General features: G+C 44.8%; 24 protein-coding genes and 1 riboswitch. All 24 genes read left to right on the forward strand.

Annotation, left to right across the window (positions count from 1 at the left end; translation table 11 throughout):
* Window position 1 precedes the first annotated feature (1 nt).
* On the forward strand, window positions 2-766 hold the full coding sequence (locus NQ095_RS02840) for a thiazole synthase (protein ID WP_258261991.1): 765 nt from the start codon (window positions 2-4) through the stop codon (window positions 764-766).
* Complete coding sequence (locus NQ095_RS02845; RefSeq protein WP_258261992.1) at window positions 763-1,785, forward strand: thiazole biosynthesis adenylyltransferase ThiF; 1,023 nt, start codon at window positions 763-765, stop codon at window positions 1,783-1,785. The genes NQ095_RS02840 and NQ095_RS02845 overlap by 4 nt, the downstream gene beginning before the upstream one ends.
* Window positions 1,786-1,802: 17 nt before the next feature.
* Window positions 1,803-2,606, forward strand: a complete 804-nt coding sequence (thiD, locus tag NQ095_RS02850) for a bifunctional hydroxymethylpyrimidine kinase/phosphomethylpyrimidine kinase (protein WP_258261993.1) — start codon at window positions 1,803-1,805, stop codon at window positions 2,604-2,606.
* On the forward strand, window positions 2,603-3,247 hold the full coding sequence (gene thiE, locus NQ095_RS02855) for a thiamine phosphate synthase (RefSeq protein ID WP_258261994.1): 645 nt from the start codon (window positions 2,603-2,605) through the stop codon (window positions 3,245-3,247). Before thiD ends, thiE begins: the two co-directional genes overlap by 4 nt.
* A gap of 108 nt (window positions 3,248-3,355) precedes the next feature.
* The gene (locus NQ095_RS02860; RefSeq protein WP_258261995.1) at window positions 3,356-4,741 is read left to right on the forward strand and encodes an L-cystine transporter; all 1,386 of its coding nucleotides are present in this window, start codon (window positions 3,356-3,358) and stop codon (window positions 4,739-4,741) included.
* A 176-nt stretch (window positions 4,742-4,917) separates the two neighbouring features.
* On the forward strand, window positions 4,918-5,691 hold the full coding sequence (locus NQ095_RS02865) for an SDR family oxidoreductase (protein ID WP_258261996.1): 774 nt from the start codon (window positions 4,918-4,920) through the stop codon (window positions 5,689-5,691).
* Between the two features lie 36 nt (window positions 5,692-5,727).
* Window positions 5,728-6,957 carry an acyl-CoA dehydrogenase family protein gene (locus NQ095_RS02870; RefSeq protein WP_258261997.1) on the forward strand — a complete coding sequence of 410 codons (1,230 nt, stop codon included), beginning with the start codon at window positions 5,728-5,730 and terminating at the stop codon, window positions 6,955-6,957.
* Window positions 6,958-6,972: 15 nt separating this feature from the next.
* Window positions 6,973-7,722, forward strand: coding sequence for an SDR family NAD(P)-dependent oxidoreductase (locus NQ095_RS02875; RefSeq protein ID WP_258261998.1), 750 nt, complete (start codon window positions 6,973-6,975; stop codon window positions 7,720-7,722).
* 46 nt (window positions 7,723-7,768) lie between these two features.
* On the forward strand, window positions 7,769-9,364 hold the full coding sequence (locus NQ095_RS02880) for a long-chain-fatty-acid--CoA ligase (protein WP_258261999.1): 1,596 nt from the start codon (window positions 7,769-7,771) through the stop codon (window positions 9,362-9,364).
* 34 nt (window positions 9,365-9,398) lie between these two features.
* A complete protein-coding gene (locus NQ095_RS02885; protein WP_258262000.1) occupies window positions 9,399-9,965 on the forward strand; it encodes a TetR/AcrR family transcriptional regulator in 567 nt (188 codons plus the stop codon).
* Between the two features lie 78 nt (window positions 9,966-10,043).
* Window positions 10,044-10,460, forward strand: a complete 417-nt coding sequence (locus NQ095_RS02890) for an acyl-CoA thioesterase (protein WP_258262001.1) — start codon at window positions 10,044-10,046, stop codon at window positions 10,458-10,460.
* Window positions 10,461-10,476: 16 nt separating this feature from the next.
* Entirely contained in the window at window positions 10,477-11,559 is a 1,083-nt protein-coding gene (locus NQ095_RS02895) for a phosphotransferase family protein (RefSeq protein WP_258262002.1), read from the forward strand.
* A 13-nt stretch (window positions 11,560-11,572) separates the two neighbouring features.
* Entirely contained in the window at window positions 11,573-12,346 is a 774-nt protein-coding gene (locus NQ095_RS02900) for an enoyl-CoA hydratase/isomerase family protein (RefSeq protein WP_258262003.1), read from the forward strand.
* Between the two features lie 88 nt (window positions 12,347-12,434).
* The gene (locus NQ095_RS02905) at window positions 12,435-13,610 is read left to right on the forward strand and encodes an acyl-CoA dehydrogenase family protein (RefSeq protein ID WP_258262004.1); all 1,176 of its coding nucleotides are present in this window, start codon (window positions 12,435-12,437) and stop codon (window positions 13,608-13,610) included.
* Between the two features lie 21 nt (window positions 13,611-13,631).
* A complete protein-coding gene (fabG, locus tag NQ095_RS02910; RefSeq protein WP_258262005.1) occupies window positions 13,632-14,390 on the forward strand; it encodes a 3-oxoacyl-ACP reductase FabG in 759 nt (252 codons plus the stop codon).
* A gap of 15 nt (window positions 14,391-14,405) precedes the next feature.
* Window positions 14,406-14,855 carry a MaoC family dehydratase N-terminal domain-containing protein gene (locus tag NQ095_RS02915; protein WP_258262006.1) on the forward strand — a complete coding sequence of 150 codons (450 nt, stop codon included), beginning with the start codon at window positions 14,406-14,408 and terminating at the stop codon, window positions 14,853-14,855.
* Window positions 14,852-15,262, forward strand: coding sequence for a MaoC/PaaZ C-terminal domain-containing protein (locus NQ095_RS02920; protein WP_258262007.1), 411 nt, complete (start codon window positions 14,852-14,854; stop codon window positions 15,260-15,262). Before NQ095_RS02915 ends, NQ095_RS02920 begins: the two co-directional genes overlap by 4 nt.
* Window positions 15,263-15,452: 190 nt before the next feature.
* Window positions 15,453-15,558: riboswitch (SAM riboswitch) on the forward strand.
* A gap of 84 nt (window positions 15,559-15,642) precedes the next feature.
* The gene (locus NQ095_RS02925; protein ID WP_258262008.1) at window positions 15,643-15,798 is read left to right on the forward strand and encodes a YezD family protein; all 156 of its coding nucleotides are present in this window, start codon (window positions 15,643-15,645) and stop codon (window positions 15,796-15,798) included.
* Between the two features lie 103 nt (window positions 15,799-15,901).
* The gene (locus NQ095_RS02930) at window positions 15,902-16,600 is read left to right on the forward strand and encodes a phosphoadenylyl-sulfate reductase (RefSeq protein ID WP_258262009.1); all 699 of its coding nucleotides are present in this window, start codon (window positions 15,902-15,904) and stop codon (window positions 16,598-16,600) included.
* Window positions 16,601-16,657: 57 nt separating this feature from the next.
* Window positions 16,658-17,680, forward strand: a complete 1,023-nt coding sequence (locus tag NQ095_RS02935) for a sulfate permease (protein WP_258262206.1) — start codon at window positions 16,658-16,660, stop codon at window positions 17,678-17,680.
* Window positions 17,681-17,723: 43 nt separating this feature from the next.
* Window positions 17,724-18,881, forward strand: a complete 1,158-nt coding sequence (sat, locus tag NQ095_RS02940) for a sulfate adenylyltransferase (RefSeq protein WP_258262010.1) — start codon at window positions 17,724-17,726, stop codon at window positions 18,879-18,881.
* 1 nt (window position 18,882) lies between these two features.
* A complete protein-coding gene (gene cysC / locus NQ095_RS02945) occupies window positions 18,883-19,482 on the forward strand; it encodes an adenylyl-sulfate kinase (RefSeq protein ID WP_258262011.1) in 600 nt (199 codons plus the stop codon).
* Window positions 19,483-19,494: 12 nt separating this feature from the next.
* On the forward strand, window positions 19,495-21,105 hold the full coding sequence (locus tag NQ095_RS02950) for a nitrite/sulfite reductase (protein ID WP_258262012.1): 1,611 nt from the start codon (window positions 19,495-19,497) through the stop codon (window positions 21,103-21,105).
* A 14-nt stretch (window positions 21,106-21,119) separates the two neighbouring features.
* On the forward strand, window positions 21,120-21,344 hold the full coding sequence (locus NQ095_RS02955) for a DUF3906 family protein (protein WP_060672015.1): 225 nt from the start codon (window positions 21,120-21,122) through the stop codon (window positions 21,342-21,344).
* Window positions 21,345-21,353: the final 9 nt, after the last annotated feature.

Below are 21,353 nucleotides of genomic sequence, written 5' to 3' on the forward strand. Positions count from 1 at the left end.
TATGTTGAAAATCGGAAATTATACATTTCATTCGAGATTATTGTTAGGGACAGGGAAGTATCCTGATTTTGATATACAGAAGAAAGCGGTCGAGGTTTCTGGTGCAGAGATTCTTACATTTACGGTAAGGAGAATGAATATATTCGAGCCAACTCAACCTAACTTCTTAGAAAAACTGGACTTGGAGAGCTATTCGTTATTACCGAACACGGCAGGTGCAAAAACTGCGGGCGAAGCGGTGCGGCATGCACAGTTAGCCAGGGCCTCAGGTCTTTGTGACATGATTAAGGTGGAAGTGATCGGATGTGATAAGACATTATTACCCGATCCAGTCGAAACACTGAACGCAACGGAAGAATTGATTAAAGATGGATTCACGGTCCTCCCATATACTTCCGATGATGTGGTTCTTGCGAGGAAATTGGAGGAGCTTGGTGCTCATGCCATTATGCCCGGTGCATCTCCGATCGGATCTGGGCAGGGAATAGTAAACCCGGTAAACCTCCGTTTCATTATTGAGCAGGCAAACGTACCGGTCATTGTTGATGCTGGAATCGGATCCCCAGCTGATGCCGCTTATGCTATGGAACTTGGTGCAGATGCTGTGTTGTTGAACACGGCGGTATCACAAGCGAAAGATCCTGTTAAGATGGCCAATGCCATGAGGCTTGCGATCGAAGGCGGCCGTTTTGGTTATGAAGCTGGAAGGATTCCCCGAAAGCGCTATGCTTCAGCGAGCAGTCCGGTGGAGGGGATGAGTGTTTGAATGAGGAGAGATATTCAAGACAAGTCTTATTTTCACCCATTGGAAGTGAAGGTCAGGAAAGAATAAGGGATAAGCATGTACTGGTCATCGGAGCAGGAGCTTTGGGCACGGGGAACGCGGAAGTCCTCGTTCGTGCCGGCATTGGAAAGCTGACGATTGTGGACCGTGATTACGTCGAATGGAGCAATCTGCAACGTCAGCAGCTTTACAATGAGCAAGATGCAAAAATCCGGCTCCCAAAGGCGATAGCTGCCAAAAAAAGACTGGAGGAAATTAATTCAACAGTTGAGATCGAAGCACATATTCTGGATGTCATGCCAGAAGAGTTATTGAATATGAGTATGGCTGTGGACCTGATCATCGACGCTACAGACAACTTCGAAACGAGGATGATCATAAATGATGTATCGCAGAAATGTTCCATTCCCTGGATCTATGGAGCATGCGTGGGGAGTTATGGGATTTCATTCAGTATTCTACCCGATGTCACGCCGTGTCTTCAATGTTTAATCGAAGAAGTGCCGCTAGGGGGATTGACCTGTGATACTGCAGGAATCATCAGTCCAGCCGTCTCACAAGTGGTCGCCTATCAAACGACAGACGCACTAAAGATATTGGTGGAAGACTATGAATCTCTCAGCCATAGGGTCGTATCTTTTGATTTATGGAAAAATGAACATACTTCAATGGATGTGGGAAAGTTAAAAAGGAAAGAATGTCTTTCATGTGGTGATCATAGAACGTACCCAAGTCTTCGGTATGAGAATCAAACGAAAACGGCCGTCCTATGTGGCCGGGATTCAGTGCAAATCCGGCCTGCATCCAGGCACTCGGTGAATCTCTTGGACATTTCAAGGATACTTGAGAACCAAGGCAAGCAAGTGGAAAGGAATCCTTATTTGATCAGGTTCAAGGTCGATTCCCTCAAGGTAGTCTTATTTTATGATGGACGGGCGCTTGTTCATGGAACGAAAGAAATTAAGGAAGCAAAATCAGTTTATCATCGTTATTTTGGTTGAAAGAGGAGTGAACACAGATGGTGTATAAAGCGTTGACGATTGCAGGGTCGGATAGCGGTGGCGGAGCTGGCATTCAAGCGGATCTAAAAACGTTTCAAGAATGTCATGTCTATGGGATGTCTGCCATTACAGCCGTGACAGCTCAAAATACAAAAGGAGTGCAGGGCGTATATCCATTGTCAGCATCAGTAATCTTGGAGCAATTGACTTCCATCAATGGAGATTTGCCACCTCAAGCCGTAAAAACCGGAATGTTGGTGAATGATGAGATCATTGCTACTGTTGCAGATTTCGCCAGTTCCTCGGGATGGGAGAAGCTTATAGTGGATCCTGTGATGATCGCGAAAGGGGGGGCTTCTTTATTAGGAGAAAAATCCATTGGATCATTGATCAATCACTTAATACCGATTGCTTACGTCATCACTCCCAATATTCCAGAAGCAGAAGCATTAACCGGAAGGGAGATACTGAATGTTGATGATTGCAGGAGAGCTGCTGAGGACCTATACAAAATGGGGGCAAAGCATGTAGTCATTAAAGGGGGTCACCAGCCTGATACTTTAAATGCCACTGACACTCTTTATGACGGAATAGGATTTTATGAGTTTACGAGTCCAAGAGTCTCTACACCCCATACGCATGGAACAGGCTGTACGTTCTCTGCAGTCATAACGGCAGAACTGGCAAAAGGGAATACCGCCTATGATTCAGTCCAGACTGCCAAGGATTTTATCACAGCCGCCATCTCACATTCGCTCGGGATCGGGAGTGGTCACGGGCCAACGAATCATTGGGCTTACCATGAAGGTGTGAAAATATGAATCTTAGAAAATGCTTAAAGCTATATTTTGTGATGGGCAGTCAAAATTGTGAAAGACCTCCTGCCCTTGTATTGGAAGAGGCACTTTCATGCGGGGTTACCATGTTTCAATTCCGTGACAAGGGGATTCGCTGTTTGAAAGGGAAGCCAACGATGGAACTCGCTCTTGAACTCCAGCATTTATGTCAAAAGTACAGTGTTCCCTTTATTATCAATGACGATGTGGAGCTAGCTTTGTTATTGAACGCGGATGGTGTACATATAGGACAAGAGGACGAATCAGTTAAGGGGGTCCGTGAAAAAATCGGGGATAAAATTCTTGGCGTCTCTGCCCATAATGTTGAGGAAGCCAGGCTTGCACTAGAGTCAGGTGCGGATTATCTGGGGGTCGGCCCGATGTTTCATACGATAACAAAGAATGATTGTAGAATCGTTAAAGGACCCAGGGTGATTGAATCCATAAGGGCAGAGGGAATCCATCTCCCCTTGGTAGGGATTGGTGGGATCCATCCCGGGAATGTCCATGAAGTTATAGAAGCGGGTTCAGATGGTGTAGCGGTCATCTCAGCGATTTCGAAACGACCAGAACAAACTCGTTCTCTATTTCAATCAGTCGAGGATAGTCTTTTACAATCAATGTAGTTAAACTTTTAGCGGACAATGCAACATATCCTCCCCTCCCCAATCATACTATACAGTAGACCCCGGTCTAACTTGTATCATCATCAACGATAAGAGGGAGGGTTTCGAATGAATGTCTGGTTTGTTTTATTGAACATTTTGGTGTTTCTTGTTCTCATTGGTGTATTATTTCATATGCAAAGAAAAAATGTTTCCTTTTCAAAACGGGTGTTTGCGGCGCTGGGTCTTGGGATCGTATTTGGTTTCGGATTACAGTGGGTGTATGAGGCAGGGGATGAAAATGTCTCCCAATCGATTGAATGGTTTAATATTGTCGGTATCGGATATATCAAACTACTACAAATGATCGTTATGCCTTTAGTATTTGTATCGATCCTTTCTGCCTTTACAAAATTGACGCGCTCTCACAATCTCGGAAAGATATCGGTGCTTATCATTGGTCTGCTTGTAGGTACGACGGCTGTTGCCGCTGCTGTAGGAATAGCTACATCAGCAGGTTTCGACCTTCAAGCCATCCAAATCGATCAAGGAAATGCCGAAGCTGCCAGGGGTGCCCAATTGGAGGAGAGGGCGGCGGCCTTGGAGGGCCAGAGTTACCCGCAGAAAATACTGGAACTGTTACCTGCTAACCCGTTCCTGGATTTCACTGGAGAAAGAGCCACCTCGACGATCGCAGTCGTGATTTTTGCAGGATTTATCGGCATCGCTTATTTGGGAGTTCAACGTAAGGAACCTGAGGCGGCTGAATTTTTCAAAAAAATCGTGGATTCGATCTATGCTGTCGTTATGAGAATTGTGACGCTTGTATTAAGACTTACTCCGTTCGGCGTTCTCGCCATTATGGCTAAAACCGTGGCATTGAGTGATTTTGATGCCATCTTGAAGCTTGGTGAATTTGTAGGTGCGTCGTATATCGCATTGATCATCATGTTCCTGATTCATTTAATCATGCTGGCACTTGCTGGTCTTAATCCGGTCACGTATATGAAAAAAGTCTTTCCTGTGCTTGCTTTCGCCTTTACGTCAAGATCCAGCGCAGGGACATTACCTCTTAATATTCAAACCCAAAAGAATAAATTGGGTGTGTCAGAAGGAATCGCCAACTTCTCGGGATCTTTCGGCTTATCCATCGGGCAAAATGGCTGTGCCGGCGTTTACCCGGCCATGCTGGCGGTAATGATCGCTCCTACGGTCGGAATAGATCCTCTAACCCCATCCTTTATATTTACGCTTATCGCCGTTGTCGCCATCAGTTCTTTCGGTGTTGCAGGAGTTGGCGGTGGTGCCACCTTTGCTGCTATCCTCGTCCTTTCTGCCATGGATCTGCCGGTGGCGTTAGCGGGTCTTTTGATTTCAATCGAACCTTTAATCGACATGGGCCGGACAGCCGTTAATGTGAGTGGTGCCATGACCTCGGGTATCATAACAAGTAAAGTTACAGGAGAATTGGATACCGAGACTTATAATAAAGAAATAGTTGAAGCGGAAGCTTAAATGCCGGGCTGGCTCATTTTTTGATGAGCCAGCTTGTTTATTGGAAACGGGGAATTTAATTGTTTTGAGTATTTATGATTGAAAATTCAGACTATATTATTTACTATAGAAGTAACATACCGACCGGTTAGTATCTATGGTGTGTGAATGATTGTATGAAATAGGGAGGCAGGAATATGCATGTAAAGGACTTATTTGATTTATCTGGTAAGGTGGCACTGGTGACTGGTGGTGGCAGGGGTCTTGGGAAGCAGATCGCAACCGGTTTTGCTGAAGCAGGAGCAAATGTTGTCGTCTGTTCGAGAAATGTAGAAGCATGTGATGAAGTCAAAAAGGATTTAGAGGGTTTGGGCGTTCAAGCTCTTTCCTTTCCATGTGATGTCACGAATCCGGAAGACGTCGCGAAGGTTGTGGATGAAACCAAAAGAGCGTTTGGCCGCATAGACATCCTGGTGAATAACAGCGGAGCTTCATGGGGGGCTCCTGCAGAAGAGATGCCCCTTGAGGCATGGCATAAAGTCATCAACGTAAATGTGAATGGGACCTTCATTATGTCACAGGCCGTAGGTAGGCTGATGCTAGAACAACAGGAAGGGAAAATCATTAATATCGCGTCTGTTGCAGGTCTTCAGGGTACGGACCCAAGGTATATGGATGCCATAGGCTATAGTACAAGTAAAGCAGCAGTCATCAATTTCACGAAGGATCTTGCCGTGAAATGGGGATCTCGGGGTATCAATGTTAACACCATAGCACCAGGCTTCTTTCCGACAAAAATGTCAAAGGGAATCCTCTCCCATGCAGGAGAAGCCATTTTAGAAGGTACGCCGTTAAATCGATTCGGCAGCGAAGATGACTTAAAGGGAGCGGCTCTTTTCCTTGCTTCCCGTGCCTCTGATTTTGTAACGGGTTCGGTTCTTGTAGTGGATGGCGGCTCATCAGCTATGTAACGAATGCGACTAATTCAATAAGGAAGGATGGAAGTCATGGAGTTTTCCTATTCTCCAAAAGTACAAGAATATCAAAATAAACTTTCCCGATTCATGGAAGAGTTCGTATACCCTAATGAATCACTTTACGAACAGCAATTAAACAGCCATGACACCCGCTGGAGTTCAGTCCCGCCCATTATGGAAGAATTAAAAACCGAAGCAAGAAAACAAGGGTTATGGAATTTATTTCTACCAGACAGTGAGTATGGGGCAGGATTAAGTAATGTAGAATATGCACCGCTTTGCGAAATCATGGGCAGGTCATTGATCGGTCCTGAAGTATTCAACTGCAACGCTCCAGATACTGGGAATATGGAAGTGTTAGAGCGTTATGGCACCCTTGCCCAAAAGGAGCGATACCTGATCCCCCTCTTAAATGGTGAGATCCGCTCCTGTTTCTCGATGACGGAGCCGGGAGTAGCCTCATCCGATGCTACAAATATCATGGCAAGTATCGTTCGGGACGGGAATGAATACGTCATCAATGCCAGGAAATGGTGGTCTTCCGGAGCAGGTGATCCACGATGCAGCTTCTCAATCTTAATGGGGAAAACAGACCCTGATGCAAGACGCCATGAACAGCAATCCATGATCATCGTACCGTTGGACGCGGAGGGTGTGAAAATCGAACGGATGCTGCCTGTCTTTGGATACGATCATGCTCCTCATGGTCACGGGGAAATCACCTTTACCGATGTACGGGTGCCTGTGGAGAATATGATCTGGTCAGAAGGCAAAGGTTTTGCCATTGCACAGGGTCGGTTAGGTCCGGGCAGAATTCATCATTGCATGCGTTTGATCGGTGCAGCGGAAAGGGCGCTTGAAGAATTATGTAAGCGCGTTCAAAACAGGGAAGCATTCGGAAAGACGCTCTCAAGTCAGGGGGTCGTCATGGAATGGATCGCAGATTCACGAATAGAAATCGAGCAGGCACGCCTCCTGACCATGAAAGCCGCTTACATGATGGATACCGTCGGGAATAAATCTGCCAAACAGGAAATCGCGATGATCAAGGTAGTGGCGCCTTCCATGGCATTACGTGTCATAGACAGGGCGATTCAGGCATTTGGGGCAGCAGGAGTATCAGGTGATCATTTCATGGCGGCACAGTGGGCGAACGCCCGAACATTACGGCTTGCCGATGGACCTGATGAAGTACATCGGGCTCAACTCGCAAAATTAGAGTTGAGAAAATATCAAAAAGCCTCTCCGGTAGAGAGCTAGGAAGAGTGAGTGATTATGAGATTATCAGGAAAGGTTTCGATCATAACCGGGGCGGGAGGTGGAATAGGACGTGCAACCGCTCGGAGATTTTCCGAAGAAGGGGCGTCAGTCGTCGTAGCAGATCTGGATGAATCGAGCGGGGAGGAAACTGTAAGACTCATCAGGGAAAAGAATGGTCATGCAATGTATGTAAGGACGAATGTGAAAGACAGTGAAAGCATTCAAAAGCTCGTACATAAAACGGTCGAGCATTTCGGAAGTCTGGATATCCTCGTTAATAATGCCGGGATCGGGCAGTCGGAAGTCAGGAGTATCGATTTAGAAGAAACGGAATGGGATGATGTCCTTGATACGAACTTAAAGAGCATATTCCTTGGCATGAAATATAGCGTGCCGGAACTGATGAAAAAAGGCGGGGTCATCGTGAACGTTTCGAGCCTTCTGGGATTGAAGGGGAGGAAATACGTATCTGCCTATAATGCGGCAAAAGGCGGAGTGGTGTTGTTGACGCAAAATGCCGCATTGGAGTACGGAAAAGATCGTATACGGGTTAATGCTGTAGCTCCTGGTGTCATCGATACTAACATCATTGAAGGGTGGAAACAGGATGAAAGGAAATGGTCGGTGATTTCTCAATCGAATGCCCTCAGGAGGATTGGAAACCCGGATGAAGTGGCATCAGCGATCTTGTTCCTGGCATCGGATGAAGCATCCTTTATCACCGGATCCACATTATCTGTAGATGGTGGTGGATTGATCTATTAAGACCAAGCAGTGGCATCTGAATAATCAAAACGGAAGGAATGATTTTGTGACAACCAAATCCTGGCACGTTCATTATCCTGAATCGTTCGACACTGATATTCCAGCAATTGATTTCTCAATACCCCATATGCTTCAACAAACGGCTTCAAGGTACCCTGGGCATCCTTGTATAAGCTTCTATCAAAAGCGCATGACGTATAGTGAACTCCAAGATGCCGTTACATTGTTTTCCTCCTCCCTCCAACAAATCGGGACGAAGAAAGGAGACCGGGTTGCGATCATGCTCCCTAACTGTCCCCAATATGTCATTTCATATTATGGGATCCTTACCTGTGGTGGGATTGTTACTCAGGTTAATCCAATGTCAGTTGAAAGGGAACTCATTCATTTACTAAATGACTCCGGGGCGGAGACGATCGTTGTATTGGATCGCTTTTATCCAATGATTCAATCCATTCAAAAGGAAACAAAGGTGAAAACGATGATTGTCGTCAGTTTCCAAGGGGAGGAGCATGAGACTGATTACACGTTTGATGAATTTTTGAAGGTTGGACACGGTGGGGTTTCTCCCATTTCAATACAGCCAGAAGATGTGGCCGTCCTTCAATACACAGGTGGAACAACCGGAGTGTCTAAGGGCGTGATGCTCACACATAGCAATATCCTTTCAAATGTCATGCAAAGTCAGCGTTTTTTTAAAGAAAGCATTCAAACAGGGAAAGAAAGAAGTCTGAGTGTGATTCCCTTTTTTCATGTATTTGGAATGAATTCATGCATGAACCTTTCCATCTATACAGCAAATGAGATGGTTCTGCTGCCACGTTTTGAGCTCTCAGAAGTTTTATCAACCATTAAGAGGGAAAAACCCACATTGTTCCCTGGAGTGCCGACCATGTATGTAGCGATTACGAATCACCCCTCTGCTGAAGAGTATGGAATTCATTCGATCAAGCTTTGTAACAGCGGGAGTGCCCCCATGCCTGTTGAGCTATTAAACCAGTTCGAAAAGAAAACAGGGGCAAAAATATTGGAAGGGTATGGTTTATCCGAAGCCTCCCCTACGACCCATTGTAATCCCGCCTTCGCAGAAAGAAAGCCTGGAACTGTGGGAATCGGCCTCCCCTCTACAGATTATAAGGTAGTGGACTTAGCGACGGGTATGAAGGAAGTACCTCCAGGAGACATTGGAGAGCTGATCATCAAAGGCCCCCAAGTCATGAAGGGATACTGGAATTTACCTGAAGAAACCGCCAATGCCCTCCGTGATGGATGGCTATACACAGGGGACATTGCCCGGATGGATCATGAAGGGTATGTATCGATCGTGGATCGAAAGAAAGATATGATCATCGCTTCAGGATATAACGTGTATCCCCGGGAAGTGGAAGAAGTTATCTATGAACATCCCTGTGTACAGGAAGCGGTCGTGATCGGGGTCCCTGACTCTTATCGGGGAGAAACCGTGAAAGCCGTGATTGTGTTAAAGGCGGGTGAAAAGGTGTCAGAACAAGAATTGATCAGGTTCTGTCAGGAAAATATGTCTTCATTCAAAGTCCCAAGGATCATCGAATTCCGGGATGAACTTCCAAAGACAAGTGTAGGCAAGATTTTAAGAAGGGCCCTCCGGGAAAATGTGATATAATTCAAGTGATATTTGCAGATTGAGGGGACTTCATATGAGAGAAAAAATGACAGAACAAGCAGTCCGATTATTTGATCAAAAAGGCTTTACCGTCACTTCCATTCAGGATATCGTCGAATCGATCGGGGTGACGAAAGGAACATTCTACTATTATTTTTCCAGTAAAGAAGAGCTTTTAAAGGAAATTCATATGAGATATATAGATGGCTTATTGTCCAAGCAGGAAAAAATATTGGAAGATGACAGCAAATCTTTCCGTGAGAAACTTTTTGACATCATTCATCTTTCCATCTTGGATATCAAAGAACAGGGAGCCAGTGCCAAAGTCTTTTTCAGGGAAATGAGACACTTAAGCCATGAAAGCCTGGACCAAATCGAACCTAAACGGGATATGTACCGCTACAATATTGAAAAGCTCTTGAAAGAAGGAAGAGAGGCCGGGGATTTCAGAAGTGACTTTGACGTTTCCATTGTAGCCTTCGGAATACTCGGTATGATGAATTGGAGCTATCAATGGTATAAGCCTGGTGGGTCGAAAACGGATAAAGAAATAGCAGGAACATTTGTCGATATGGTCTTAAAAGGAATTGAAACAGAATAGAGGGGAGAAGTGGTTAGTGCTATCCTCTCCCCTTAACATACCGACTGGTTAGTATTTATTATGAAAGAAGGCGGATATATGGATTCTATCACCGTAAAGAGCAGGTTCTGCGAAACAGATGCGCTTGGGCATATAAACAATACCACCTATTTTGTCTATTTAGAAGAAGCGCGAATTAAATTCTTTCAAACAATCGGATTTGACATGGATGTGAAGGATTGGCGGTTTATTCTAGCCTCCACTAAATGTGATTTCGTATCACAGGGTTATTTCAATCAAGAACTCGTGATCACCTCCTATATTTCCAGAATTGGATCAAAAAGCTTTCAGTTAGAACATGATATTCTTTGTGCGGAGACTCATCAACTGATCGCAAGAGGAAATGCGGTGATCGTGTATTTTGACTTTCAGGAACAACGCAGCAAAGCAATCCCTGATCTGTTAAAAGCACAGTTAAACACTCATTTACGTTCCGAAAAAACAGAATATTCTTGAATTTAGGAGGGGTAAAATGACGGAACGGATGGAATATGGAACGGTTACAGTCCGAAAAGGAGAAGAATTAAATGAAGGCAAATTAAAGAAGTTCCTGGTTGAGCATTTTCCTGATCTAAAGCAAGAAGAGTTGAGCATTAAACAATTTTCTGCAGGTCACTCAAATCTAACGTATTTGCTTTCAATGGGGAAATGGGAAGGGGTTTTAAGGCGTCCCCCTTTAGGACCCGTCGCACCAAAGGCACATGATATGAAAAGGGAATTCAGGATCCTTTCAGAGATCCACCCTTTATTCGACGTTACACCAAAACCCTATGTATTCTCTGAAGATGAAGGGATAGTCGGAAACCCATTCTTTATCATGGAACGAAAAAGGGGGGAAGTATTTGATACATCATTTCCCCCGCATCTGGATGTGACAGCTGATGTATGCAAGAGAATCTCGGAAGAAATGGTTTCAAGATTGGTTGAGCTTCATTCCATTGATTATACCAAAACCTCACTACACGAAATCAGTAGACCCGAACACTTTATGGAGAGACAGGTTCACGGTTGGATCAATCGCTATGAACGTGCCAAGACAAGTGAGATTCGTGATGTAGATCATCTGACACGATGGTTGATCAAAAATGTTCCAGAAAATGCTGAGTCCACGATCATTCATTATGACTTTAAATTAAACAATAGTATGTTTTCTGAAGACCTGACATCCATGGTGGGATTATTTGATTGGGAGATGGCGACCGTCGGAGATCCCCTTGCAGATTTGGGTGTCGCCATGGGGTATTGGATTCAGCAAGATGATCCTGAATTGTTGAAATACGGCCTCGGGAAGCCTCCAGTGACCATCATGGACGGTTTTTATAGCAGAAGAGCGTTTATCGAAGAATATGCCAATAAAAGCGGCAGGGACGTGAACCACATTCATTTCTATTTGTCTTTTGCCTACTTTAAGCTCGCGGTTATTGTGCAGCAAATTTATTACCGTTTTAAGATGGGTCAGACAAGTGATGTGCGCTTTGCCGGGTTCGATCGGTTTGCCGAATCTTTAATTACCCTGGGTAATCAGGCAGCATTTGATTTCAGGGAAAAAATATAAGGGGATGAATAGGATGCAATCACTATTAGTCGAAAAGAATGACCGGGTTTTGACTGTAACCTTAAATCGACCAGACAGCTTAAATTCTTTTGATGAGTTCATGCTTACGGGATTGATTACAGCGCTGGAAGAGGCTGAACGGGATCAGGAAATCAGGGCTATCGTGATCCGCGGTGCCGGAAGGTCATTCTCCGCCGGTGGCGACGTGAAAACGATGGGAAGTGCGACATCTGCCCAAGTCTATGAACATATCGGAATTCTGAATTCATGTATTAAAGCCATCAAGACAATAGAAAAGCCGGTCATTGCCGCCGTCCATGGTTTCGCCGCAGGTGCCGGATTTAATTTAGCACTGGCTTGTGATTTAATCATTGCCTCCGAAACCAGTCAATTTGCCCTGAGCTTTTCTAAAGTAGGACTCATTTCTGATGGAGGGGGTTCGTATTTCCTCCCACGGTTGATTGGTCCTCATCTGGCAAAGGAGTTCTTTTTTATGGGAGAACCTGTGTCAGCCCGGAGGATGTATGAATTAGGAGTGATTAATAGACTGGTACCGGCTGAAAGTCTAGATGAAAAAACAAATGAACTGGCAGCTACATTAGCAATGGGTCCAAGCAAAGCCTACGGAATGATGAAAAAAATGATTGATCGTTCATTCACCACCACCCTGGATGAAATACTGGAACAGGAAAGAATCACTCAAACTCTGATGATTTCAACGGAAGATCATGTAGAAGGAGTTTCAGCGTTTAAAGAAAAAAGATCCCCGTCTTTTACAGGTTATTAGAAGGAAAGAAGATGAAGCGATCTTATATGAAACATAAGTCGGTCCCTATGTTCCGTAAATGGGGATTATTATAGGAGGGGGAAGCGATATGAACTTACGCTTATCAGATGAACAAAGAATGATCCAGAAGACCATTCGCCGATTTGTTGAGAAAGAATTGATTCCTTTAGAAAATGAAGTGCTTCGAAATGAAAGGGAAGGAAAGCCCAGCATCTCTCCAGAAAAGAGGAAAGAGTTGCAAATGAAGGCGAAGGATGCCGGATTCTGGGGGATCAATACTCCAGAGGAATACGGAGGAGCTGATCTCGGTCAAATGATGATGGCCATTGTCTATATGGAAATCTCCAAGACCTTTGTTCCATTCTCCTTTGGCGGATATGCCGATAACATACTTTATTACGCCAACGAGGAACAGAAGAAAAACTACTTGATCCCAACCATTAATGGAGCAAAGAAATCGTGTTTTGCCATGACGGAACCCGGAGCGGGATCTGATACCCGTAATATCCGGACCACAGCCGTGAAAGACGGAAACGAATGGATAATAAATGGAGAGAAAACCTTCATTACGGGTGGAAACGAAGCAGATTTTGTCATGGTCATGGCCGTCACGGATAAAGAAAAACATCGTCGTACCGGGAGAGATGGCGTCACCTGCTTCATTGCCGATCGAAGTATGGGCTGGAAATCCGAATATATCCATACGATGGGTGAATGGGGACCGGCGAGCCTTATTTTTGACGATGTGAGGGTTCCCGAAGAGAACATCCTTGGTGAAATCGATGGCGGCTATGATCTGGGCTTGGAATGGATCGGCTTTGCCCGCTGGATCGTAGGTGCCCAGGCGGTCGGAGCAGCAGAACGCCTTCTTCAAATGGCCATCGACTATTCCAAAGAAAGGGAGACCTTTGGAAAACCTATCGCTGACCGGCAGGCGATTCAATGGCAAATTGCGGACTCTGCCGTGGAGATTGAAGCCGCCCGCTGGCTCGTGTTAAATGCAGCCTTCACACTCGATCAGGGAGAAGACAACCGCCATGTGGCATCCATGGCAAAGCTCTATGGATCCAATATGGGAAATCGGGTGGTCGACCGTGTCCTGCAAATTCACGGGGGGATGGGCTACACGAGAGAGCTCCCCATCGAGCGCTGGTATCGTGAGGCAAGGTTATGGCGCATATATGATGGAACCGATGAAATCCAAAAACTGATCATCTCAAGAAATTTATTAAAAGGGCATGTAAAACTGGGGCAATTTGTATAATTTTACAAGGAGGCAAAAGGCATGGGAGAACGTTTCAGAGGAAAAGTGGCAATGGTGACGGGTGGAAGCAGAGGGATCGGCAGAGCGATTGCGGGGCTGCTGGCTGAAGAAGGTGCAAAGGTGGCCATCATCGACGTCAATGAAGAGGCGTTGAATGAAGCGGGTGAAGAACTTAAGCAGTATGAATTGTATACAAAAGTGGCCAATGTCGTAGTATCACAGGAAGTGGAAAATGCGATGAAGGAAGTGTATGAAACCTTTGGTTCCCTTGACATTGTCGTCAATAATGCGGGCGTTATCAGGGATAATTTGTTGTTCAAAATGAGCGAAAACGATTGGCAGACCGTCATGGATGTACATTTGAAGGGTTCATTTAATGTAGCGAAGGCAGCGCAGAAGTATATGGTGAAACAAAAGTATGGTCGGATCATCAATATTTCTTCCACCTCTGCCCTCGGGAACCGGGGCCAGGCAAATTATGCTACAGCAAAAGCGGGCCTTCAAGGGCTTACGAAAACCCTCGCCATTGAGCTCGGACCATTTGGAATCACGACCAATGCGGTAGCACCGGGATTCATCGAAACCGAGATGACGAAAGAGACGGCGAAACGAATAGGGATTACATTTGAGCAATTGGTAGAAGCGAGCCTGCAGGGAATCCCTGTGGGAAGAAGCGGAATTCCTGAAGATATTGCGAACGCAGTGGCCTTTTTTGCAGATGAAAAGTCTTCGTTCGTCAATGGACAGGTCCTTTATGTTGCAGGAGGTCCGAAAGACTAGAAAGGGGGGAAAGATATGTTTCAGTCATTTATCGGAAAACGTTCGGTCCACGTTGAGAATTGTGTGGAAAGAGGTGCAGTTCGGAAGTTTGCAGAAGCCATTGGTGACCCCCATCCCATCTACATGGATAAAGATATCGGGCAACGCTCGAGATTTGGTGGAAACATCGCTCCTCCCACTTTTCCAAGGGTGTTGGAGTACGGTACAATCGAAGGCTTTTATTTACCAAACGTGGGATTGATTCACGGTGAACAGTCGTTTCAGTATGAAAGGCCATTAAAGGTGGGTGAAAACATACGCTGTTACACGGAAATTAAAGATTATTATGAGCGAAACGGTTCAGGCGGGACACTGGGGTTCCTCGTTATAGAAGATGTGGGGGAAGATGTGCAGGGCAAACGGATTTTCACTTCCCAAGCCATTGTCATCATTACAGAAGCTGTTAGAAAGAGGTTGAGTAAATGACAACAACACTACGGTCACTCCAAGTAGGAGACTCACTTCCTCCTGTTGAATTAGACCCGGTATCGAGAATCGACTTGATCAAATATGCCGGGGCATCGGGGGATTATAATCCTATTCATACGATCGATAGCGATGCCCTGAAGTTGGGTCTGCCAGGAGTCATCGCCCACGGTATGTGGACGATGGGCAATGTGTCAAAACTATTCAGTCTCCATTATGAAGAAGGTTTTATCAAAGATTACTCTGTACGGTTTAAAGGAATGGTCATGTTGAACGATGTGATTACCTTACGGGCAGAAATGCGGGATAAACAAGATCACTTTCTTCATTTTGATATCACTGCAGTCAATCAGGTTGAAAAAAAGGTGATTGCGGGTAAAGTCGTCTTTGAGCTAATGGAACGTTGAAGAAGGAAAGGGCAGGAGTAAACGAAATCGTGCTTTCTGAAAATAGTGTTTTAAATCCCATTTCAATCGAATAAACATATAGAGATTGGACGTTGAAAGTAAAATAAGCCAAAAGACATAAATCCGATCGAAAAAGTCGGGTTGACTTCTTTTGGGAATGTGATATTATTTAGAATATTAAAATTAATAACTCTTATCCAGAGTGGTGGAGGGATCTGGCCCTGTGAAGCCCAGCAACCTACGTATTGTAAGGTGCTAATTCCAGCAAAATGTTAAGCCATTTTGGAAGATAAGGTATCCTTACCTGAACAACTTTCCAAAATGGAAGGTTGTTTTTTATTTGTGAGTGAACTGGATAAGACGAAAATTGGGGGAATCATGTGACAAGAGGAAAAGGTCAACAAGCACAGTTTGAGGCAGTGGCAGAGAAAATCCAGTCGATGCTTGAATCCATGAATTATGGTTCAATCACTATCGTCGTTCAAGACGGCAAAGTCATTCAATTAGAGAAAAATGAAAAAGTACGAATAAAATAAGCTGACTAGACAAACTAGAGGCGCGTAGCACAAATATAGGGACTCTCTATATTTTGTTACCGCCTCTTTTTCTTTGGATAAGCATCAGGGAAAGGGGTGTACTATGTTAACGTATCAGACTTGGAAACAGCCATCCGTGGATTTTGAAGTGGATCCGGTCTATAAAGGAGCGTTGGACGTCCTGAAATGGACATACGATCATTATGGTGACGAGGTTGTATATGCGTGCAGTTTCGGGATTGAAGGCATTGTGCTCATCGATCTCATATCCAAGGTACAACCGCAGGCGACCATCGTATTCCTTGATACAGGGGTACATTTCAAGGAAACATATGAAATCATTGAAAAAGTGAAGGAGTCTTATCCCGAGTTGACCATCCACTTGAAAAAGCCTAAGTTGAACCTCAGGGAGCAGGCAGAAGCATATGGGGATAAATTATGGGAAACCAAACCAAATCAATGCTGTCAAATACGGAAGCTTGCCCCGTTAAAAGAAACATTATCAAAGGGGCATGCATGGATTTCAGGATTAAGGAGGGAACAATCCCCTACAAGACAACACGTTGAATTCATTAATAGAGATGACAAATTTCAATCCGTCAAAATTTGTCCGTTGATTCACTGGACGTGGAAGGAGATCTGGCGTTATGTCCACAAACATAATCTCTCTTATAACCCTCTTCACGATCAGGGATATCCGAGCATAGGCTGCTTTCATTGCACCACACCGGCCATCGATATCAACGATCTTCGCTCCGGAAGATGGAAAGGAAAAGGAAAGACAGAATGCGGTCTTCATTAGAAAGGGTGACGATCTTTGCTTGAAATCACGGCCCTTCTAATCAGCTTGTTCTTCGCCATGAACATTGGTGCCAGCGGAGCGGCAGCATCAATGGGAGTTGCATATGGTGCAGGCGCGATAAAGAACATCAGGACAGCGCTATGGATATGCGCTGCAGGTGTCCTCGGCGGAGCGGTTCTGGGTGGTGGAGAGGTTGTAAAGACAATCAGTTCAGGAATCATTCCACAGAATCTATTGTCGATTAAGGTCGTTCTCATTATTTTGGTATCTGCAACGATCTCATTGTTCTTGGCGAATATAATCGGAATCCCGCTATCTACAAGTGAAGTAACGGTCGGAGCGGTAGTAGGAGTCGGGGTGGCTTACCAGGTTCTTTATGTGAAGTCACTTATGACCATCATGTCATTCTGGGTCATTGTTCCGATCATCGCCTTTTGTATAACATGGGTCGTCGGCTTAGGCTTAGTACGACTGGAAGAGCGGGGATACCACTTTGAAAAAAGGTGGCTGGCATATTTGTTGATCATCGCCGGATTCTTTGAAGCTTTCTCAGCGGGGATGAATAATGTAGCAAATGCCGTTGGTCCATTGGTTGGCGCAGGCTTACTCTCACCTTCTAGGGGGATTTGGCTTGGTGGTTTATTTGTAGCCCTTGGAGCTGTTTTACTGGGGAAAAGGGTCGTTGAAACAAACGGAAAGAAAATCACCCAGTACTCTAAAGCAGAAGGAATCCTAATTTCCTCTACAGGAGCCCTTCTTGTGATGGTAAGCTCCCTGTATGGGTTGCCGATCCCTCTTACACAAGTGACGTCGTCTTCCATCATTGGCATTGGCGTAGCTAAAAGCGGTAAACATATGCTGCAAAAAGAGATTGTGAAAAAAATCGTCAAAATCTGGGTGGTCTCTCCCCTGATTTCGCTCAGTATCTCATACTTTTTGGTTAAACTCCTGGTCGATAGCGATCTGTATTCAATTGTCGTCCCCATAAGCGTCATCATTGCCACGGTGGGAGCCCTATCTCTTATGAGGGTCATCAATGAAGAAAGAAGGTCTGTCCACGAGGATGGAGGAGGAATATAGACTTAAATCCGATTAAAACAATATGTCAAGGAGGATATATGAAATGAGTTTACAGCCACACGGAGGAAAATTGGTTCAATCTTATTTACCCCAAACATCGTATGAAAGCATTCAACAGGAAATCCCATTGGATGATATCGCGTTAAGTGATTTGGAGCTTATTGCCATAGGGGCTTACAGTCCAATCGACGGATTTTTGACAGAGGCGGATTATCAAGATGTCGTTGAATCATTGCGGTTGGAGAATGGATGTGTTTGGAGCATTCCCATCACCCTGCCCATCGAGAAAGATAAGGCTGTTTGCTTGAGGAAAGGGATAACGAGCAGGCTCGTATATAAAGGGGGTACATATGGCCTCATTGAAATAGAGGATATTTATACACCTGATAAACAAAAAGAAGCCCTTCTCGTATATGGAACGACCGATTCGGATCATCCGGGAGTGAAAAAATTATTCCAGCGGGGAGAGGTGTATGTGGGGGGCAGGATTACCCTCCTTAAGAGAATCCCAAAAGCATTCAATGAATTTACGTTTGATCCAAGTGAAACGCGAACAAGGTTCAAGAATAGAGGATGGAAGACGATCGTCGGTTTCCAGACTAGAAATCCAGTCCATCGGGCACATGAATATATTCAGAAAACGGCACTTGAAACCGTGGATGCCCTCTTTTTGAATCCATTAGTGGGTGAAACCAAAGCAGATGATATTTCAGCGGACATCCGAATGGAAAGCTATGACGTCTTATTAAAGAACTATTATCCGAAAGACCGAGTGTACCTTGGAGTCTTTCCGGCAGCCATGAGATATGCCGGACCCAGGGAAGCCATCTTTCATGCATTAGTACGAAAAAACTATGGCTGTACCCATTTTATTGTCGGGCGAGATCATGCAGGGGTCGGTGATTATTATGGAACCTATGATGCACAGAAAATCTTTGATCAGTTCAGCGAAGAAGAAATCGGGATTATCCCTCTTCGCTTCGAGCATAGCTTTTATTGTAATAGGTGCGAAGGGATGGCGACCACAAAGACGTGCCCACATGAAAAAGAAAGTCATGTCATACTTTCCGGAACGAAAGTCAGGGAGATGCTTCGGAACGGGGAAGTCCCTCCATCCACCTTCAGTCGACCAGAAGTGATTGAAGTATTAATCAATGGGTTGAAAGAAGAATCAAAACAGTCGTCAAGAGGAGGAGCATAGATTGAGTGAAAAACAAAACATCGTCTGGCATGAAGCAGCGGTAACGAAACAGGAGCGACGGACACGTAACGGTCATCAAAGTTTCATCCTTTGGTTCACGGGGTTATCTGCATCAGGTAAATCGACTGTAGCCAATGCAGTGGCTGCTTCCCTTTTTCAACAGGGGAAACAGGTGTATGTCCTTGATGGGGACAATATCCGTCATGGGTTGAATAACGATTTAGGCTTCAATGAAGACGATCGGAAAGAAAATATCAGGCGAATCGGGGAAGTGTCCAAACTTTTTGTCGATAGCGGCCAAATCGTCCTCACTGCCTTTATCTCGCCTTACAGGGAAGACCGGAATCTCGTACGTGAATTAGTCAGACCGAAAGAATTTCTGGAAGTATTCGTGCACTGCTCATTAGAGGAATGTGAAAAGCGCGATCCCAAAGGCTTGTACAAAAAAGCCCGTAACCAGGAAATCACTCAATTCACGGGAATCAGTGCACCATACGAAGAACCGGAAAATCCGGAAATCGTCCTCGATACAGAAAAGCATTCCATAAAAGAATGTGTGGAGTCTTTACTGCTTGAATTAAAACAAAAACAACTTATTTAAGGAGAGAAAATCATGGCTTATACAAAATCATGGAAGTCAAATGAGAAACTCAATAAAACGGAAAAATGGAAGCTTGAGAAAGATGGATTGGCCATTTTCAAGGATATACCCTTTTATGCCCAAAACGGTTTCTCATCCATCCCGAAAGATGAGTGGGATAAGTTCAAATGGGCGGGTCTTTACCTGCAAAGACCCAAGGAAGACGGATATTTCATGATGAGGGTGAATGTCCCATCGGGCATACTGAGCTATGATCAGGCAAGGGAGCTTGCTGCCATTTGTAAAGAATACGGCAGGGACGTTTATGATATCACGACCCGTCAGGCCATCCAGTTCCACTGGTTGAAGATTGAACAAATCCCGGATATCTTCAAACGTCTGGAAAAAGTCGGATTGTCCTCTGCAGGGGCATGTGGGGATATTACACGTAACATCGTCGGTAATCCCCTGGCAGGAATCGACCCGGATGAACTCTTTGATACAAGAGCCGTTGTGAAAGAAGTCTATGACTTTTTCCAGCATAACGAAGATTTTTCAAATTTACCGAGAAAGTATAAAGTTGCGATTTCAGCGAATGTCAACAATGCTGCCAATGCCGAAATCAACTGTGTTTCTTTCCTTCCGGCGAAAAAGCGGATAGACGGTCTAGAAGAAAACGGGTTTCACCTTAAGGTTGGAGGTGGGTTGTCTTCTAGACCACTTCTGGCACAAGAATTGGACGTATTCGTTCTTCCCCATCAAGTGAAAGATGTAACGGTTGCCCTTACGACCATTTTCCGTGACTACGGATATCGGGAGAAACGTCATTTAGCCCGTTTGAAATTCTTAATGGCTGACTGGGGGCCAGAGAAGTTCAAAGAAAAACTTCTTGAATATGTGGAGCTTCTTCCGGCGGGAACCAATGCTGTTAAAGGCTGGAATGCAGGATATTTCTACGGGGTTCACTCCCAAAAGCAGGAAGGGCTTAATTATATTGGACTGAATGTTCCAGTAGGCAGACTGAATTCCGATGAAGTATTTGAGCTAGCGAGGATTTCTAAGAAATATGGAAATGGTGAACTCAGAAACTGCAACTCTCAGAATCTCATCATTCCGAATATACCGGATGAGCATGTAGATGCTTTACTCTCCGAAAAGATCTTCGACCGGATTTCAACGAGCCCATTATCTTTCATCGGGTACTCTGTATCATGCACAGGTATCGAATATTGCAATCTTGCTTTAGTGGAGACAAAGGAGCGGATGAGACAGATCGCAAATGAATTGGACCGGGAATTGACGTTGGACGTTCCTGTCAGAATCCATATGGTCGGTTGCCCGAATTCATGCGGACAGCGACAAATTGCAGACATCGGTCTGCAGGGTATCAAAATGAGAACGAAAGATAAGAAAATGATCGAAGCCTTTGAAATCTATGTAGGGGGTACCCTCCAGGATGGCGGGAAATTGAATGAAAAGCTAAAGGGGAAAGTGGAAGCTTCCAATCTGTCCGAGGTCGTCAAGCAACTATTGATTCACTTCAAACAAACAAAGGAACAGGGAGAAACGTTTTTTGACTATATAAACCGTGTCGGTACCGCTCCACTCCAGGAATCGTTGGATCAACTGCTACAGGAAGCATAGGGAGGTAATGATTGATGAATCTGTATCGATTTGAAGTTACTGCCCGGGACTTTGTCACGATAGTCGTAGTAGCAGCTGACACAGATGAGAAAGCGTTTGACCTGGTTGAGGTCGAACTTGAGAAATATTTTTTGAAAAAGCCGGATGTCGAGGATATCTCACTTTATGAAAAAAAGAGAATCCGGGGAAATGGTGCAGGGTTTGTTCTGCACGAACAGGAAACAATCATTAAATCCTGAGGAGGGAAA

The organism is Rossellomorea sp. SC111 (assembly GCF_024733565.1).
Taxonomy (GTDB): domain Bacteria; phylum Bacillota; class Bacilli; order Bacillales; family Bacillaceae_B; genus Rossellomorea.